The 15725-nt window shown below is 68.1% G+C and carries 21 protein-coding genes; 10 read left to right on the top strand and 11 right to left on the bottom strand.

Going from position 1 to position 15725, the window contains the following annotated elements; all coding sequences use genetic code 11:
* The first annotated feature begins 118 nt into the window (after positions 1-118).
* From NLX83_RS04020 to NLX83_RS04000, 5 genes are all read left to right on the top strand, one after another.
* Positions 119-325, top strand: a complete 207-nt coding sequence (locus tag NLX83_RS04020; RefSeq protein WP_254233512.1) for a hypothetical protein — start codon at positions 119-121, stop codon at positions 323-325.
* Positions 322-843, top strand: coding sequence for a DUF6879 family protein (locus NLX83_RS04015; protein WP_254233511.1), 522 nt, complete (start codon positions 322-324; stop codon positions 841-843). The genes NLX83_RS04020 and NLX83_RS04015 overlap by 4 nt, the downstream gene beginning before the upstream one ends.
* Positions 830-1684 (top strand): helix-turn-helix domain-containing protein, encoded by an 855-nt coding sequence (locus NLX83_RS04010; protein WP_254233510.1) that lies wholly within the window; start codon positions 830-832, stop codon positions 1682-1684. The genes NLX83_RS04015 and NLX83_RS04010 overlap by 14 nt, the downstream gene beginning before the upstream one ends.
* A gap of 92 nt (positions 1685-1776) precedes the next feature.
* Positions 1777-2040, top strand: coding sequence for a hypothetical protein (locus NLX83_RS04005; protein ID WP_254233509.1), 264 nt, complete (start codon positions 1777-1779; stop codon positions 2038-2040).
* 75 nt (positions 2041-2115) lie between these two features.
* Positions 2116-2874 carry a phosphotransferase enzyme family protein gene (locus NLX83_RS04000; RefSeq protein WP_254233508.1) on the top strand — a complete coding sequence of 253 codons (759 nt, stop codon included), beginning with the start codon at positions 2116-2118 and terminating at the stop codon, positions 2872-2874.
* A gap of 386 nt (positions 2875-3260) precedes the next feature.
* Here NLX83_RS04000 and NLX83_RS03995 read toward each other — a convergent pair whose 3' ends face one another.
* Together NLX83_RS03995 and NLX83_RS03990 are read right to left on the bottom strand one after the other, a co-directional pair.
* Entirely contained in the window at positions 3261-3683 is a 423-nt protein-coding gene (locus NLX83_RS03995; protein ID WP_254233507.1) for a cytochrome P450, read from the bottom strand.
* Positions 3684-3753: 70 nt separating this feature from the next.
* The gene (locus tag NLX83_RS03990; protein WP_254233506.1) at positions 3754-4683 is read right to left on the bottom strand and encodes an LLM class flavin-dependent oxidoreductase; all 930 of its coding nucleotides are present in this window, start codon (positions 4681-4683) and stop codon (positions 3754-3756) included.
* A gap of 98 nt (positions 4684-4781) precedes the next feature.
* Here NLX83_RS03990 and NLX83_RS03985 point away from each other — a divergent pair, with 98 nt between their 5' ends.
* Positions 4782-6665, top strand: coding sequence for a protein-arginine deiminase domain-containing protein (locus NLX83_RS03985; RefSeq protein WP_254233505.1), 1884 nt, complete (start codon positions 4782-4784; stop codon positions 6663-6665).
* A 9-nt stretch (positions 6666-6674) separates the two neighbouring features.
* Here NLX83_RS03985 and NLX83_RS03980 read toward each other — a convergent pair whose 3' ends face one another.
* Both NLX83_RS03980 and NLX83_RS03975 read right to left on the bottom strand, forming a co-directional pair.
* The gene (locus NLX83_RS03980; protein WP_254233504.1) at positions 6675-7085 is read right to left on the bottom strand and encodes a hypothetical protein; all 411 of its coding nucleotides are present in this window, start codon (positions 7083-7085) and stop codon (positions 6675-6677) included.
* Positions 7086-7109: 24 nt separating this feature from the next.
* On the bottom strand, positions 7110-7457 hold the full coding sequence (locus NLX83_RS03975; RefSeq protein ID WP_254233503.1) for an MFS transporter: 348 nt from the start codon (positions 7455-7457) through the stop codon (positions 7110-7112).
* A 74-nt stretch (positions 7458-7531) separates the two neighbouring features.
* On the opposite strand from NLX83_RS03975, the gene NLX83_RS03970 reads away from it, so the two are divergent.
* Entirely contained in the window at positions 7532-8197 is a 666-nt protein-coding gene (locus NLX83_RS03970) for a GntR family transcriptional regulator (protein WP_254233502.1), read from the top strand.
* 28 nt (positions 8198-8225) lie between these two features.
* Positions 8226-9071 (top strand): dihydrodipicolinate synthase family protein, encoded by an 846-nt coding sequence (locus NLX83_RS03965; protein ID WP_254233501.1) that lies wholly within the window; start codon positions 8226-8228, stop codon positions 9069-9071.
* Between the two features lie 225 nt (positions 9072-9296).
* On the opposite strand, the gene NLX83_RS03960 is transcribed toward NLX83_RS03965, so the two are convergent.
* The 3 genes from NLX83_RS03960 to NLX83_RS03950 form a co-directional block, all read right to left on the bottom strand.
* Positions 9297-9611 (bottom strand): hypothetical protein, encoded by a 315-nt coding sequence (locus NLX83_RS03960; RefSeq protein ID WP_254233500.1) that lies wholly within the window; start codon positions 9609-9611, stop codon positions 9297-9299.
* A 142-nt stretch (positions 9612-9753) separates the two neighbouring features.
* Positions 9754-10158 (bottom strand): hypothetical protein, encoded by a 405-nt coding sequence (locus NLX83_RS03955; RefSeq protein ID WP_254233499.1) that lies wholly within the window; start codon positions 10156-10158, stop codon positions 9754-9756.
* Positions 10159-10187: 29 nt separating this feature from the next.
* Complete coding sequence (locus tag NLX83_RS03950; protein ID WP_254233498.1) at positions 10188-10649, bottom strand: hypothetical protein; 462 nt, start codon at positions 10647-10649, stop codon at positions 10188-10190.
* 459 nt (positions 10650-11108) lie between these two features.
* Here NLX83_RS03950 and NLX83_RS03945 point away from each other — a divergent pair, with 459 nt between their 5' ends.
* On the top strand, positions 11109-12230 hold the full coding sequence (locus NLX83_RS03945; protein WP_254233497.1) for an HNH endonuclease signature motif containing protein: 1122 nt from the start codon (positions 11109-11111) through the stop codon (positions 12228-12230).
* On the opposite strand, the gene NLX83_RS03940 is transcribed toward NLX83_RS03945, so the two are convergent.
* The 3 genes from NLX83_RS03940 to NLX83_RS03930 all read right to left on the bottom strand — a co-directional run bounded on the left by NLX83_RS03940 (position 12220) and on the right by NLX83_RS03930 (position 14525).
* The gene (locus NLX83_RS03940; RefSeq protein ID WP_254233496.1) at positions 12220-12888 is read right to left on the bottom strand and encodes a class I SAM-dependent methyltransferase; all 669 of its coding nucleotides are present in this window, start codon (positions 12886-12888) and stop codon (positions 12220-12222) included. The genes NLX83_RS03945 and NLX83_RS03940 overlap by 11 nt on opposite strands.
* An 88-nt stretch (positions 12889-12976) precedes the next feature.
* A complete protein-coding gene (locus NLX83_RS03935) occupies positions 12977-14173 on the bottom strand; it encodes an RNA polymerase sigma factor (RefSeq protein WP_254233495.1) in 1197 nt (398 codons plus the stop codon).
* 1 nt (position 14174) lies between these two features.
* Entirely contained in the window at positions 14175-14525 is a 351-nt protein-coding gene (locus NLX83_RS03930; protein ID WP_254233494.1) for a YciI family protein, read from the bottom strand.
* Between the two features lie 157 nt (positions 14526-14682).
* Between NLX83_RS03930 and NLX83_RS03925 the strand changes: the two genes are divergently transcribed.
* On the top strand, positions 14683-15108 hold the full coding sequence (locus NLX83_RS03925; protein ID WP_254233493.1) for a pyridoxamine 5'-phosphate oxidase family protein: 426 nt from the start codon (positions 14683-14685) through the stop codon (positions 15106-15108).
* Here the strand turns inward: NLX83_RS03925 and NLX83_RS03920 are convergent.
* Entirely contained in the window at positions 15090-15680 is a 591-nt protein-coding gene (locus NLX83_RS03920) for a phosphatase PAP2 family protein (RefSeq protein WP_254233492.1), read from the bottom strand. The two genes, NLX83_RS03925 and NLX83_RS03920, sit on opposite strands and share 19 nt — an antisense overlap.
* Between the last annotated feature and the right edge of the window lie 45 nt (positions 15681-15725).

Here is a 15725-nt window from a genome sequence, read left to right as displayed (position 1 = left end):
ACCTGTTGCGCCAGCTCAGCGGGGAGGACTCGAAGTCGTTCCCGCGTTCGGGTGTGGTCTATGCGCGAGCGTGACTGGAGCCCGCACCAGCACCGACGTCCGTGGTATTCCTCCAAGCATGAAGGCGCACAAGATCGCAGGTTGCAACAAGGCCGACTGCCCCACCATCTACATAACCGACGTGGGCACCGCCCTGGCCCAGGGCACTCCAGTCGACGACGTGGACGGTGTCGCGCTCGGTCCAGGAGAGATCGCCGTGCAGCTCCCGCTGCAAGTACTCAAGGACGCCGTCGCGGCTCTGGAGGAGGGGCGGGGCGCGGAGTGACCGCGCTCGACGGCCCGCGGTTCTGGGCCATCTTCGAGAACTTCCGGCGTAGCGCGTGGCGTTGGGAGGCACAACCCGCCTACAGCATCCCCGACGAACAGGCTGATCTCGCGCGGTTCCTGGCAGGCGAGCCCGAGCCCCCGGGACACAACTCGGACTGGCACGAGGAAGTCCGTGCTTGGGCGGCGGAAGGCAAACGGGTGAGTCGTGTTCGTGCGATCACGCCGCCGCTGACCGACTATCAGCGGTACCAACTCGCCTGGGGTATCCCGGGCAACGTCCGTGCGGGCGAGGACGTACGTGTTCTCGATCTCTCGATGGACCCGACCATTGTTGTGCCGCAACGAGATTTCTGGATATTCGACGATGTGACCGTGGTGCACCTGGACTTTTCGCCGGACGGGGTCTTGCTGGGGCGAGTCCTGGTCGAGGACCCTGACCTCGACATGTACCACCAGTGGCGCGATCTCGCGATGAGTCGCGCCGTACCGGTGCGGGAGTGGAGTGCTAGACCCTGACCGTCTGCCCCAGGATCGCCGCGACCTGGCGGCGGGCTTGCGGCGGTTGCGGCAGGCGGCGGGTCTGTCCGGTGAGCGCCTCGCCGCCCGCGCCGCCATGTCCCAGACCAAGGTTTCCCGGATCGAGACCGGGCGTGCCGTGCCAACGGTGACTGATGTCGAGCTGATCTTGAAAGCCTTGGACGCGCCGGCGGAGGTGACGGCTGAACTGCTTGATCTGGCGCGGGTGACATCGTTGGGGTACCGGTCGATGCGCGCTTACGCCGAGATGGGGCTGTGGCGGGCGCAAGAGGAGATCACCGCGCTGGTCCGCTCGTCCGCGGAAGTCCGGCAGTTCCTGCCGGTCATCCCCTCAGGGCTGCTCCAGACCCCCGACTACGCGCGATGTGTGCTCACCCCGACCATTCCCGGGGATGTCTCCTGGGACACTGAGCGAGCCGTGGCAGCTCGGCTGGCGACGCAGGCCACCCTCGACGACGCCTCGCGGCGGTTCTCCTTTCTGCTGACCGAGCACGCGGTTCGCTGGCCCTGCGCCCCGCCCGACGTGATGGCGGGCCAATGCGCGCACATGGCCCGGGTGGCGGAGCGCGGCAACGTCGAGTTGGCGGTGATCCCGCAGAACACGATGGTGCCCGCGGTGCCGATGAACTTCTTCGTCGTCTACGACGATCGTTTGGTCGCGGTCGAGCTCTTCTCCGGCGAGGTCGTGTTACGTGACCCGAAAGACATTGCGTACCAACGAAATGTGTTCGACTTCTTCTGGTCCCACGCGGCAGTCGGGAAGCAGGCCGCAGAGTTGTTGTCCCGCATCGGCTTGGAGTTCATGCCGGACCGTGACTGAATCTGGCGACGTGTTCGGAGCAGGTTCTACGGTGGGTTTCCCCGCGTTCGTCGACACCATGTCGATCTACCGTTTCCTCACCGGGAGCTGTGATGGACCCGAACATCTCCGCGTTGCGGCGCCTGGTCTTGGCCGGATGGCTCGGCGTACCGATCGGCGACCCCCACGAGCCCGACATGCTCGTCTACACCCGCGTCACCCCGGTCGTGGAGGACTCGATCCGCGTCAAAGCCCACGACGACGCGATCGCCTTTCGTCGCGTGGCCGGGGCGATCACCGCCACTGCCGAGGGCACCGTGGTCGACGTTGTCACCACCGTGCTCGGCTGGTCGTCCTCCCGCATCATCACGTGGTAGTTGAGACGAGGGGGCATCAGCGTGTTGTGGCAGCCCTGCGAAATCATCTGAACGGGTCCGGCAGGATCTCCCACCATGGTCGCGGAGGAAGTCCTGTCCGGCGGGAACATGACCAGTGTCGTGAGGGTGGGGGACACGGTTCGGCGTGCCTCGGGGCCGTGGACCCCGGCCGTGCACGCGTTGCTCGGTCACCTTCGGCGCTGGGGGTTCGACCGCGCGCCGGAAGCGCTCGGGATCGACGAACAGGGCAGGGAGATCATCAGCCTGCTGCCGGGTTCGGTGGCCACCTATCCGCTGCCGGAGCACGTGCTGACCGATCGGACGCTCGTCGCGGTCGCGGAGTTGTCGCGGGAGTACCACGACGCCACCGCGGACTTCGTGCCGCCGACCGGAGCCAGTTGGCAATGGCCAGCGCACGATCCGGTGGAAGTGTTGTGCCACAACGACTTTGCGCCGTACAACCTGATGTTCGACGGGGATCGGGTGTCGGGCGTCATCGACTTCGACACCGCGTCCCCGGGGCCGAGGGTGTGGGATTTGGCTTACACGGCCTACCGATTCGTGCCGTTGACCGATCCCGCCAATCCGGATGTGCCGTACCCGGGCATCGCGGAGCAACGTCGGCGCCTTGAACTGTTCGTGGAGTCCTACGGAGTCGGCATCACGCCCGGCGACGTGGTGGCGGCGACGATCCGCAGGCTCCAGGAGCTCGTCGATTTCATCGTCACCCAGGCGCGCAACGGTGACGCGGCCCAGCAGAAGGTGCTCGATCGCGGCGACACCTTGATCTACGAACGGGATATCGTCTACCTCAAGGCGAATCCGATCGGCTGAGCGCCCCCGCGGAATCCTGGTCAACGCCGATGGCGCCGTACCCCGGTGAGACGTCCCACCGCTCTCGGAGAGAAGCGAGTTCGGCGGTCTTCAAGCACACCCAACCCCGCCCCCAGAAGTCGCTAACAACACCCAACCCCCGTCCCGCCAGTGGCCCCAACGCAGCGACACCTCCGCCCCCTCTTTCCCCCGAAACATCACCCGCGCAGCCCAAAATCCCGTTTCGTACTCTAAACGGGTTTTTGGAGCGCTCTTTTTCCCGTTATGAGTACGAAACGGGGTTCTCTAGACGACGCCCGCGGGGGTTGGGGTGTGCGGGCGGGTGGGGGGCATGGGACGGAGTTTACTTGGTGTGCGGAGTGCTTGGAGGATTTGCAGGACAGGAGCTAGACCCGCCACCACCAGTCGATCGAGGCGATTCCGGGATTGCCACTGGTGAGGCGGTGGGTCTGCTCGGGAACGTCGATGACCTGCCCGGTGCGCCACTCCGAAAGCACGCCCTCGACCTGCTCGGTCATCGAACGCCGGTAGTCGTCCACGCGGGGGCGGTGGAACGCGGGCTGCACCAATCGCCGCTGCCGCCGGTGTTCCTGGTGGCCGCAGGTCACCAGACCGTTGCCGACGACCTCCCGCGCCTTGTCGAACAGCGGGCCGCCCTTGTCGTAGGTGCGGTCGTCGCGCAGGACCTCGGCGACCAACTCGGGATGGCAGACAACGTATCCCCGCAACGAACCCAGCCGGACGCGGACGAGATCACCGTGCGCGGGCAGTGAGGTCAGGAACCCGACCAGCCCGTGGCGGAGCCGCAAAGCGTGCCTCAATACTCGGCCCGCGGGCTCCACCGCAAGGGACCGCCGGACGCGAGGTAGAGCATTCGAATCAGTCCACTGTGGACGCCAGGAGGTCGTAGGAGCGCAGTCGATCGTGGTGGTGGTAGATCGGACTGGTGACCATCAGCTCGTCCACGCCGGTGTCGTCGAGCACGGCGCGCAGCTTCCTGGTCACAGTTTCTGGGGACCCGACGAGAACGCTTCCGGAGCGTGCGGCAATCTCGGCCCGGTCGTCCTCGGTGTAGGGGTACGCGGCCGCGTCTTCCGGGCTGGGCAAACGAATGCGCGTGCCACGAATCCTGCTGAGCACCTTCAATCGCGTGGAGCCAGCGAGCCATTCGGCGCGCTCATCGGTGTCGGCGACGATGACGGAGACGCTGACGAGCATTTCCGGGCCGCGGTAGGTGCGCGCTGCCTCCGCGGTAGCGGCGGGGTTGAGGTGATGCGCGAAGGCGTACCGAAGGCCGCGCGCGCCGGCGAGCTGGGCACTGGCCGGAGAGGAGCCGAGCAACCAGATCGGCGGCGCGTTCCCGATCGCGGGGATCGCCGGGGAATCCGGGGTGAAGTAGCTCAGCAGCTCGTCGAGCTGTTCGTCGTACGTCTTCTCGGTGCGGCCGCCGCGCACGACCTCGACGGCTGAGGGAGGACCACCCGGCGCGCGGCCGATTCCGAGGTCTATCCGCCCCGGGTGGAGGGCTTCGAGCGTGCCGAACTGCTCGGCGACCACGATCGGCGCGTGGTTGGGCAGGAGCACGCCGCCGGAGCCGACGCGGAGGTTCCTGGTGGCGTTCGCGAGTTCGGCGACGAGGACAGCGGGTGCGGAGCTGGCCACCCCGCGCATGCCGTGGTGCTCGGGGACCCAGTACCGGTGGAACCCCAGCTGATCGGCCAGCCCGGCCAGGTCGACCGTGTTGCGCAATGCCTGCTGGGCGGTGGACCCCGCCACGATCGGCGAGGTGTCCAGGACCGACAGGCGCACGAAGCATCAACTTTCGCTCTGCGGAAGGGAGGTTATTCGAACAAAGAATAGTTGATGACCTCACTGGCGCCGGAACGGAAATGGCTAGCGTCGAGCGCATGTCGGTCAAGTGGGTCAACGCCGCGTGGGCGCTGGTGCTCGGCGTCAGCGCGGTGGCAGCCGTTTCCCCGTCGGCGCTCGCCGATCCACGGGATGCCAAGGTGCGTCTGGTCGCGGACACCAACCGGGACGGGAAGGTCGACGCTGACGCCGACGAGGCCGGGAAGCAGCTCTGGCGCGAGGGCCGGGGCGCGATCTTCCTGCCCAACCTCGACGACGACGGCAAGCGCTGCACGGTGTCCGAGGCCGATCTGAAGAACCCGGACATCGCGGTCGACACGCGCATCGCCGCCTGCCACGACGCTCAGGACGAGGAGCTGAACGGCCCCAACGACATCGCCGACCTAGCTCCACTGTGGACGATTCCCAAGCCGGAGTTGTCAGCGGGCACCACGGGCACGGTTTCGCTTGCGCCGCAACAGGAGAAGTACGCGCGCTTGTGGATCAACCGTGGCGGCGCCTGGGCCCCACTGACCGGAAAGCTCACCGAGCAGGAGTTGCGCGCCGGGGCGCAGCTGGCGCTGGAAGGTCTGGACGTGGTCCGCGACCGCGCGGTGTGGGACGGCGTCGTGACCGTCACGCTGGTGGTCGGCAACTCCAGGGACTCGGTGCAGCTGAAGGTCGCGCCGATCATCTTGCAGACCGATCTCAAGCCCGCACAACGGGTTCTGACCTCGGACACGCCCGATGCCATGCCGGGGTACACCGAGTTCGTGCGCGATCTGCGCACAGCGGTGGAGCGGTCCGGCCTGCCTGCCTCCGAGCTCTCGATCTGGAGTCACCGCGACCGGTGGTTCCAGGACTTCGTCGAGCCCGCGACGGTGAGCGCGCCGGGTCCGAACGGCCCGCAGGTGATGCGAATCCTGTTGCGCAGCAGCAACTATCGCGTGTACCCGGGCCATCCGTCGCACACTCTCCGGCCGGTCGGGCGCCTGTTGTTCACCCACCTGCGCGGACCCGGGATCGGGGTGGTGCAGCAGTTCACCGCCGATCGGGCGGACACGGTCGCGGACACCCTGAACTCCACCGGGAACTTCGACAGCATCCCGCCGGACGCCCGCAACCCGTTGGGCAGGCCGTTCTTCGGGTCCGCCGCGTCGCGGCACCCGGACCCCAGCTTCACCAAGATGCTCAGCTCGCAGCACGCGCAGCCGGTGGTCGTGGACACGTCGTGGCTGCTCGTCGGGCACGTCGACGAGACAACTCACGTCATCCCCGCCACCACCGCGCGCGGCTGGACGATGATGGTCGCCGATCCGCGGCTCGCGGTGAACCGGCTCAAGGACGCCCAGCGGGCCGGGCACGGTGCGGCGCGGTTGTTCGACAACACGGTCGAACCCGTGAAGCCGACCATCGACGAGTCACTGGCGAACCCGGCCTTCCTCACGGTGAACGAGACGGCCGCGCGGCACATCGATGCCCAGATCGACGTCCTGACAAGGGAAACCGGCCTCAAGGCCACCGAGCTCGTCCGAGTTCCGGTGCTGTTCAAGGAATACGACCCCGAAGCGGCGGCCGACGCCCCGGAGACCAAGCGCATGGTGGAGTCGGGCAAGCTCACCGTGCAGGACCTGGAAGGCTTGCGGAAGCTGGCGCGCACGGGCCGGGCTCCGGCGAAGTTCCTCGTCGCCTCGACCGCCAGCATCGTGAACGGCTTGTCCATCAAAGCAGGCGTCTTCGCGGCACCCAAGCCGCACGGGCCCGTCGTCAACGGTGTCGACCTGTTCGAGCGGGCCACCGAGGATGCGCTGGCCGGGTATCCGGTGCGCCTGTCCTGGGTCGAGGACTGGGCGTACCTGCACATGCTGATCGGCGAAGTCCACTGTGGAACGAACGCCCTGCGCGAGCCGACCCGGGCGGACTGGTGGCGCGCGCTGCGATGACGTCCGGGCTCACAGGTCGCGGTGCAGGGTCTCGGGTGCCTTCGCGACCGCGATCATGGTGATCAGCGCACCGAGCATCACGTAACCCGCGACGAGCCACCACCGCGTGCCGCCCGGCCCGGCCAGTGCGGTGGCGATGAACGGGGTGAGCCCGCCGGACAGGATGGACGCGATCTCCCGCCCCGCCGCGGCTCCCGTGTACCTGCGCTCGGTGGGGAACAGTTCCGCGAAGAACGGGAACGCCATCACGAAAACCACTGCGGCGCCGAAGAAGTAGACCGGGCGCCTGCCGATGCGGGCGGACAGCAGGGCGAACAGCCCGTGCGAGGCGAACGACAGCACCGCCACGATCAGGATCACGTTGTTCAGCGTGCTTTTCTGCATCCCGAGCGTGGAACTGCCGTAGGACAACGCGAACACGGTGAGCAGGAAGTAGGGCAGCGCCTAGGCGAAGACCAGCGTGATGAGGATCTGCGCGGAGAACCCGCCGGTGTTGGGCCACGCGGTGAAGAAGCCCCTGCGGTTCGGCGGCGCCGACTCCAGGACGATGATCATGGAGCCGCCCCATTCGCCGCCGACCGCGAAGCCCTGGAGCAATCGCAGCACCACCAACAGGATCAGCGCCCAGACCCCGATGCTGGCGTAGCTCGGCAGGAGTCCGATGAGGATGGTGCTGACGCCCATCACGGTCAGCGTGACGATCAACGTGGACTTGCGGCCCTTGGTGTCGCCGCGGTTGCCGAAGAACAGCCCGCGGCCGAGAACTACGACCGGCCGAAGCCGCTCGGTCAACGGTTAACCGTCGACGTTGACCGTTGACCGACGACCGCTTACTGTGGGGACCGCTGATCGAGAAGGAGCCGTGGATGATCGTCAATCCGTTGCGCCAGTCGTCGCTCGGGGAGCTGCTGCTGGACCAGCTGCGCGCGTTGATCGTGCGGGGTGAGCTGGCCGCGGGGACCCACCTGGTCGAGGGCTGGATCGCGGAGCGCTTCGAGGTCAGCCGCGGTCCGGTGCGCGATGCGTTGCGCCAGCTGGAGATCGAGGGCCTGGTCGAGACGCGCAGGCGCGGCGTGTACGTGCGCGGCCTGAGCGACACCGACCTCGTCGAGCTGTACTCGTTGCGCGGGGCCCTGGAGAGCCTGGCGATCCGGGAGACCATCGCGCGCGGCGACGACGCCGACTGGACTCCGTTGGACGAAGCGGTGGCCAGGATGCGCAGCGCCGCCGAGAGCGCCAGCGCCGCCGAGTTCGCCGCAGCGGATCTGGACTTCCACAGCGGGTTCTACGTCATCGGCGGCAATCGCTGGCTGACCGCGACCTGGGAGCTGCACCGGCCGTTGTTCGCCGCGGTCCTCGACATCACCAACACCGACCGGGACCTGCGTCCGATCGCCGAGGACCACGCCGAGTTGGCCGCGGTCGTCCGATCCGGGGATGTCGCGGCCGCGCTCAGCACGCTGACCACGCACCTCGACGGCTCCTGCGCGCGCATCCGCACCGTGCTGGCGGAGCGCAGGGGCGCTCCCTGACCCTGCCGACGACGAGCGAGGCTCCGCCATGCCCGAAATCCTGACGGCCACCCCCACGTTCTTCGACGACGCGGGTGAACTCGACCGGGACACGACGAAGAGGCACCTCGCGGACCTCGCCGAGCACGTCGACGGCGTGTTCGTCGGTGGCACCACCGGGGAATTCCCCGCGCTCGATCTCCGTGAGCGCCAGGAACTCGCCGAGCTGGCGCTCGCCGCCTTCGGCCCGGCAAGGGTTGTCGTGCACGTCGGCGCGGCGAGCACCCGCGACGCGGTGAAGCTCGCCAGGGGCGCGGTCGCGGCGGGCGCGCGGCGGCTGGCCGCTCTCACGCCGTACTACCTCCCGGTCGATATCGCCGCTGTGACAAGGCATTTCGCCGCGATCACCGCCGTCGAGGGGTCGGCGGAGACCTACGGCTATCTCTTCAGCGAGCGCAGCGGCGTGGTCGTGGAACCCGCGGAGTTCGCCAGGATCGCATCGGATACCGGGCTCGCCGGGGCGAAACTGAGCGGTTCGGCGGCCGATCGCTTCGACGAGTACCTCGCCGCGCTGCCGCCGGGGACGCCTCTGTGGTCGGGCGCCGACACCACGCTCGCCGGGGTGATCCGCAGCGGAGGAGAGGGCGTGGTGTCCGGCTTGACCGCCGCGTTCCCACGGCCGTTCAAGGCGCTCGCCAACGCCGTGGTTTCTGGCGATGCCGAGGCCGAACGCCTTGCGCAGCAAAAGGTTGACGATGTGCTCGATGCGTTGGGCGGCACGATCGAGGGCATCAAGGCCGCGCTGCGCCACCTCGGCTACGGCAACGGCGCGCTGCGCATGCCCGCACCGGTTCTCGATTTCGCCGCGCAGCAAAGGATCGCGCGCCTCCGGTGATCCGGCGCAGGTTCGTCACGACCGACGCTCCGAGCTGGTAGTGTATCGATTTACCGCAGTTCAAGCGCCAGGCCCTGGAGATTCTCGGGCGCATCGCCGAGCGCACGGACGCCGATGCCGCGCGCGAGTTCTACCGCCGGGCGCTGACGTTGTTCGAGCTCGTCGACGCGCCCGACGCGAACCGGCTGCGCGGCATCATCTGACGGGTTCGGTCAGCGTTGGATCTCAGATCCGGATCTCAGCGCAGGGCCTGCCGAGCAGTCTGCCGTTCTCCCACGCCTCGGCGCAGAAAACGGAACGGTCGGGGAAATACTTCTTCACGTCGATCTGCCACTTCGACTTGTACCTCCAGTGCTGCGTCGGGGATTTCATGCTGAAGCCGACCCCGTAGAGGTGGAAGTGCCCGAAGTAGGGGTGCTGGTAGTTCTGGGCGTGGGCATAGCTCACGTAATCGCTGTGGCCGTTGACGTAGATGCACACCGTGCCGCTGCACCCGTGCACGGTGGCCTGGGCGGGGGTTGTCAGTGTCGTAGCGGCCACGACGGCGACACAGGCAGCGAACGAGAATAACTTTCCGAAGTGCATGGACGACCCTTTCCGTTGCAGAAGTGGATCGATGCACCAACATAGGGCCAACAAGGCACCTGGTCAATCATGTGAAAATCTAGTGTGAATGCTCGTCTTATTCGTGGAGCCAGGACGCGGGAATGGTGAGCGTCTCCTCGGCCAGCACCTGGACGGGCTCGCCGGACCTCGCGTCCTTCAACACCCCTTCGACCACGTACTCCACGCCCGGGGACAGGCCGAGCGCGGCTGCCACCTCCGGTGACAGGGGAGTGCTGACGCGAGTGGTGTCCACGACCTTGACCCCGGTGACCGCTGGCTCGCCCGCGAGCACCTCGCCGACGGAGGTCAGCGTGATGTCGAAGTCGTCGCTGAGCCCGTCGCCGTGGACGAACGCCATCTGGAGGAACATCAGGTCCGCCTCGCCCCGGCCCGGACTGCCGGTGACGTACTTGGCGGGACTCTCGTCGCGAGGGATGCGGACCCGGTAGGTGCGGCCGATCCGCGGCTCCGTGGGCGTCATGGGGCTCAGCATGCCGGTGCTGGGAACTCCTAGCGCCACCGGATGGCGTGCGCCAGGACGTCGCCCGCGGCGAGCTGGATCTGCTCGCTGACGAACCTGATCCGCGAGCACCGCGCGCGGGCCCACAGCACGTTCCCGAGCCGCAGCAACGGCGGTCCCAGGCGCCTCAGCGCGAAGCCGGGCTCGGCGGCGCGGGTCACCGGGAGCACGGGATCGGCCCCGTACGGCACGAGGAGCTCGCCGAGGGTGATCTCCACGAGGCGCCAGGCGGTTCGGGTGACGTTGATCAGGTCACCCGTGGCGACACTGGGGCGCAGCGCGAACGCCCCCTCCGCCACGTGCGCGCTTGCCCGCAGGCCCAGCCGGGCCGCGAGCAGTCGCTGAACCTGCGCCTGCTCCCCGGTCGCGGCCAGCGCGCGAGCCGACGCCATGACCGCCTCGGTCACTTCGTCGCTCAGCCAGGTGCCGTCACGGACGACTGTCGTGCCCATGTCTGCGAATAGCCAGGTGGCAAGGGGGGCAATCGTCTTCCGTCCGGATTCACCCTGCGGGGGTTAACCCGATGGGTTCCTGCGTGGGGTCGGCTTGACCTGGGGACCCCTTGCGCGTGCCGTTGGGCCTCTTAGGGGCACGGGATGAAACCCCGGCCCTCGCGATGAGCGTATGGCACGCGCGCCCCAGGTAAAGCCTCGGTTTCGTTGTGGCCCTTGCGTTTTCTCTTTGTCGCGTTATGTGGCCATATTGCGGTTGCGTGCTGAAGTTGTTGGTATTGCTGGAATTCACTCGATGGTGCTTCGATTTCGATCTTGACTGCTGAGATAATTGAAGGGAGTCGAAGGAGGTGAATTGTGTTTGATCCCAAGGAATCCATCGCTTCCCTGAAAGTGCACTTCGCCGCGTGCGACACCTAGAGGTTGACCGGTGATGCGTTGCTGGAGTGGATGCAGGACATGGAGACCCTGACGAACATGGTCACCGCCGCCGCCACCGATGGTGCGGCGGAGGCCGAGTCGCAGGGTATGCACTCCGATTACGGGTGTAAGGATCTCGCGGTGCTGTTGCGGGTGAAGTTGAAGTTGGACTCCGGTGAGGCCGGTCAGCGTGCTCGTCTGGTGCGCGAACTCCCGTCTCTGCCGAGGACGCAGGCGTTGTTGCGGGAGGGGAAGATCAGTGGCCGTCGTGCGTTGATCATCTCGGGGACGGTGGGCAAGGTCCCGGCGGAGAAGGCCGGGAAAGCCGAAGATGTGCTCTGCCAGCACGCACCCCGGTTGAATCCGCGTCAGCTGACCTATGCGGGCAAGGTGTTGCGGTCGCGGATCGACCCCGAAGGTGTGCACCGCGACGAGCAGGAAGGGTATGCGCGGCGGTATCTGCGGATGGGGACCAACGAACACGGCTACCTGATGATCAAAGCGGCGTTCGACCCGATCACCGGCGCGAAGATCAAGACCGTGTTGCACGCCCTCGCCAAGCCCCGCCCGGTGGGTGGGGAGAAAGACCCGCGCACCACCGAGCAGCGGTATGCCGACGCCTTCGCGGAGGTGATCGCGATCGCGATGGCCTCTCAGGATCTGCCGACCTGTGGTGAGGAGCGGCCCCGGGTGGTGGTCACGATGTCCTGGGACAACCTGCACGAGTGGACCGGCGCCGGATACACCCAATGGGACGACCCGACGTCAGCGGGGTCGGTGCGGCTGGTGGCCTGCGATGCCGAGGTCATGCCCGTCGTCCTCGGCGGCGAAAGCCTGCCCCTGGACGTAGGACGGAGCCGACGGCTGGCGACGGTGACGCAGCGCAGGGCGTTAGCGGTGCGGGACAAGGGATGCGCCTTCCCCGGGTGTGATCGGCCACCCGCGTGGACAGAAGCTCATCACGTGGTGCATTGGATCGACGGCGGACCGACCGACCTCGGCAACCTCGTCCTGCTCTGCTCACACCACCATCACGTTGTGCACCAAGGAGACTGGGAGATCGTCTTCGAGCACGGCATCCCGACGTTCATCCCACCGCGCTGGGTCGACCCCGACCAACAACCCATGCGCAACATCAGGGTCGGCCACCTCAAGCTGTGACGCGAGCGACGATGTGGCGCGCGCAAGGCCGGTGGTGCCATTTGCCGCACGGAGCGAGCCGCAGGAACTCTTCGCGAAGCCGAGCGACGAACTCGCGGCCACGATCATCGGCCAGCGGGCGGAGCGGGCCGGACTCGGTGTGGGAAGCGAAGAACTCCGCCGCGCTCGGATGCGACATCTCGTGCGCGACGTACTTGTCCACGACGACACCGGGAAACGAGAGGCGTTGCTCCCACGAACGGTCCCCGGCGGGCACATGAGCCCGAAGAACCTTGGACAGCAAGGAAAACGGGCCAAAAGGCTCCGTGGTGCTCGGCCAGAACATGACGGACAGCACACCACCAGGACGAAGAGCCGAAGCCCACGAGCGGATGGCGGCATCGGGCGAAGGCAGCTGCTGGAGCCCGAAAACCGACACGACCGCCGCACACCTGCCAGTCCAGTGATCATCGAGGATGGCCGCGTCGCCCTGGACGAGGCGCACCCGCTGCCGCCCGGTGGCGCGTTCCCGGGCGAGCCGGAGCATGCCCGGGGAAAGGTCGATGCCGACGATCTCGCGGTCAGGGAACAACTCCACCAAGACGTCGAGCTCCGGGAACGTGCCACAGCACGGCACCAGGATCGGGCCGTCAGGGAGCGGCGAAGTGATCGCTCGCACGGCACTGTCCACCCACGGGGCGAACCGAGGCACGTAATACGACTCGTACCCGGCAGCGGCGAGATCCCAACCACGAGCAAGATCCACGTCAACCCTCCAATTTGCGCCGCAGGTGCGCGCGCTCGGACTCGGTACCGGCCAGCTCCAAAGCCCGCCGGAAGGCAAGCGCGGCCTCGGAATCCCGGCCGAGCAGGCGCAACAGCTCGGCGCGGGCGGTGGAGTACGGGTGGTAGCTGCGCAGCTGCGGATCGTCGGCCAGCTCGTCGAGCAGCGCGAGCCCGGCCTCAGCGCCATCTCGCATGGCAACGGCGACCGCCCGGTTCAGCGCGACGACGGGGGACGGCAGCAGAGCCAGCAGCACCTCGTACAGCGCGACGATCTGCGGCCAGTCGGTGTCGGCGAGATCGGCCGCCTCGTCGTGGAGCGCGGCGATCGCGGCCTGCACGCCGTACGGGCCGGGGCGCCCGCCGGTCAGCGCGACCTCGACCAGGCGGGTCCCCTCCGCGATCATGGCGCGATCCCAGAGAGCGCGATCCTGCTCCTCCAGCAGGACCAGTTCGTCGCCGCGCGCCTCCCGGCGGGCGTGGACCAGCAGCAGCAACGCCAGCAGCCCGGCGACCTCGCGCTCCGCGGGCATCAGCGCGCGCAGTATCCGCGCCAGCCGGATCGCCTCCTCGGCCAGCTCGGACCGGTGCGCCGCATAGCCTTCGGTGAAGATCGAGTAGACGACCTGGAGCACTCCGGGCAGGCGTTCGGGCAGCTCGTCGGCGCCGGGCACGCGGAACGGGATGCGCGCCTCGCGGATCTTCTTCTTCGCCCGCGTGATCCGCTTGGCCATGGTCTCCACCGGGACCAGGAACGCCCGCGCCACCTCGGGCGTGGTCATCCCGGCGAGGCAGCGCAGCGTCAACGCCACACGGTCCTCCGCGGGCAGCGCGGGGTGCGCGCAGGTGAAGAACAGCTGCAACCGCTCGTCCGGCAGGCCGTCCCCGACATCGGCGGCGGGCGCGGGATCGGCCCGCTCCGCCTCCACGCGGAGCACCGCCAGCCGCTCGGCGTAGGCCCGGTCCCGCCGCAACCGGTCCACCGCCCGGCGCCGCGCGGTGGTCATCAACCACGCCCCCGGATTCGGCGGGACCCCGTCGACCGGCCATCGGGTGAGCGCGATCTCGACCGCCTCCGAAGCCACCTCCTCGGCCAGGTCCAGATCGCCGAACCGGCGGACGAGCGCCGCCAGCAACCGGCCGTGCTCCTCGCGGAACACGCCCGCCACCGAATCGGTCACCTCAGGCCCCGAAGTCGGCGACCGGCCGCACCACGACGGAGCCGCTGCCGCGCGCGCCGGGGCACCGCGCGGCCCAGTCCAGCGCGGCGTCCAGATCCGGAACGTCGATGACGTAGAACCCGCCGAGGACCTCGCGGCTCTCCGCGAACGGACCATCGGTGACCAGCCGCTTCCCGTCCTCGCCGACGCGCACGGTGGTGGCGGTGACCAGGTCGGCGAGCGACTCCCCGGACACCAGGACGCCCGCCTCCCGGACGTCCTTGTCGTAGGCCATCCAGTCCTCGACCGAGCACTCAGCGGCCCCGCCGCTCGCGTCGATCGAACCGGCGTTGATCAGCAGCATGTACTTCATGTCGCGCTCCTCAGCGTTGGTGTCACCATCACTACGAACGGGACATGGCCGCATGGACACGCCCCCCGAAGAAATTTCTACCTCCGCAGACGCACGGACATCCATCTCGGACGCGCGCGCATGGCACACCACCGCGTGACCAACTTGACTGGTCGGCATGGCAGTGATGACTGAGTCGAAGCGCGAGGAGTTCCTGGCGGGCGTCCACATCGGGGTGATCAGCATCGCGCGCGCCGAGGGCCCGCCGCTCGCTGTGCCGGTCTGGTACCACTACGAGCCCGGCGGGGACGTCCTCGTGCAGACCGCGCCGGAGTCGCTGAAGTACCGGCTGGCCGAGGCCGCGCGCGAGTTCACCCTGGTCGTGCAGGACGAGAACCCGCCGTACCGCTACGTCAGCGTCTCGGGTCCGGTGGTGGCCATCGATCACGAGACGCCGTGGGCGGAGGTCGAGGCCCTGGCCTACCGCTACATGGAGGGCGACGCTGCCGCTGACTTCCTGAAGCAGATGGAGGGCCTGACGATCGCGACGTTCCGCATGCGCCCGCGCCGGTGGTACTCCACCGACTACAGCATCGGCGGGTAGAGCACCGCGGGGAAGGCGATGCCGAGCGCGGCGCCGACGAGCACCTGCGCCACGGTGTGGTCCCTCAGCGCGACCCGGGACCAGCCCAGCAGCACCACGAGCGGCCACAGGACGTGCCACACGGCGCCGTACAGGATCGCGACGATGACCACCGTCGCAGCACCGACCGCGGCGTGCACGCTCACCTTCCACCGGCCCAGCACGGTGATCAGGCCGAGCACCACGATGAGCACGACCTCCCCGAGGCCCAGCGCGAACATGTGCGACGGCGCCTTCGTGAGGCCCATCGCGACGGTCACCACGATGATCGACACGGTGATGATCACCAGCGGGATCAGCCGTCCCGCGCGGTTGTTGACGTGGTGGCCGTCCCACCGGCCGCGCCGGGCCCCGGCGACGATGACGACGTAGGGGATGACGCAGCTGCCGAGGGCGAGCGCGGCGGCCCACCACAGCGCCTCGCCGCGCTCCGGATGAGGCCAGGCGCCGACGACGAACGCCAGGACCGCGAGCACCACGTACGGGCTCAGCACCTCGGTGACGGCCTTGGCGAACTTCCGGGATGTCGTCATACCGCAGATCCTTCCAAGCCCCCTTGACGTCGCCCCGGGCGGCCT

Origin of the sequence: Allokutzneria sp. A3M-2-11 16 (genome assembly GCF_024213555.1) — a bacterium.
Classification (GTDB): Bacteria; Actinomycetota; Actinomycetes; order Mycobacteriales; family Pseudonocardiaceae; genus Allokutzneria.
Note: the sequence above shows the minus strand (reverse complement) of the source record. Positions and strands in the feature narration are given on the sequence as shown.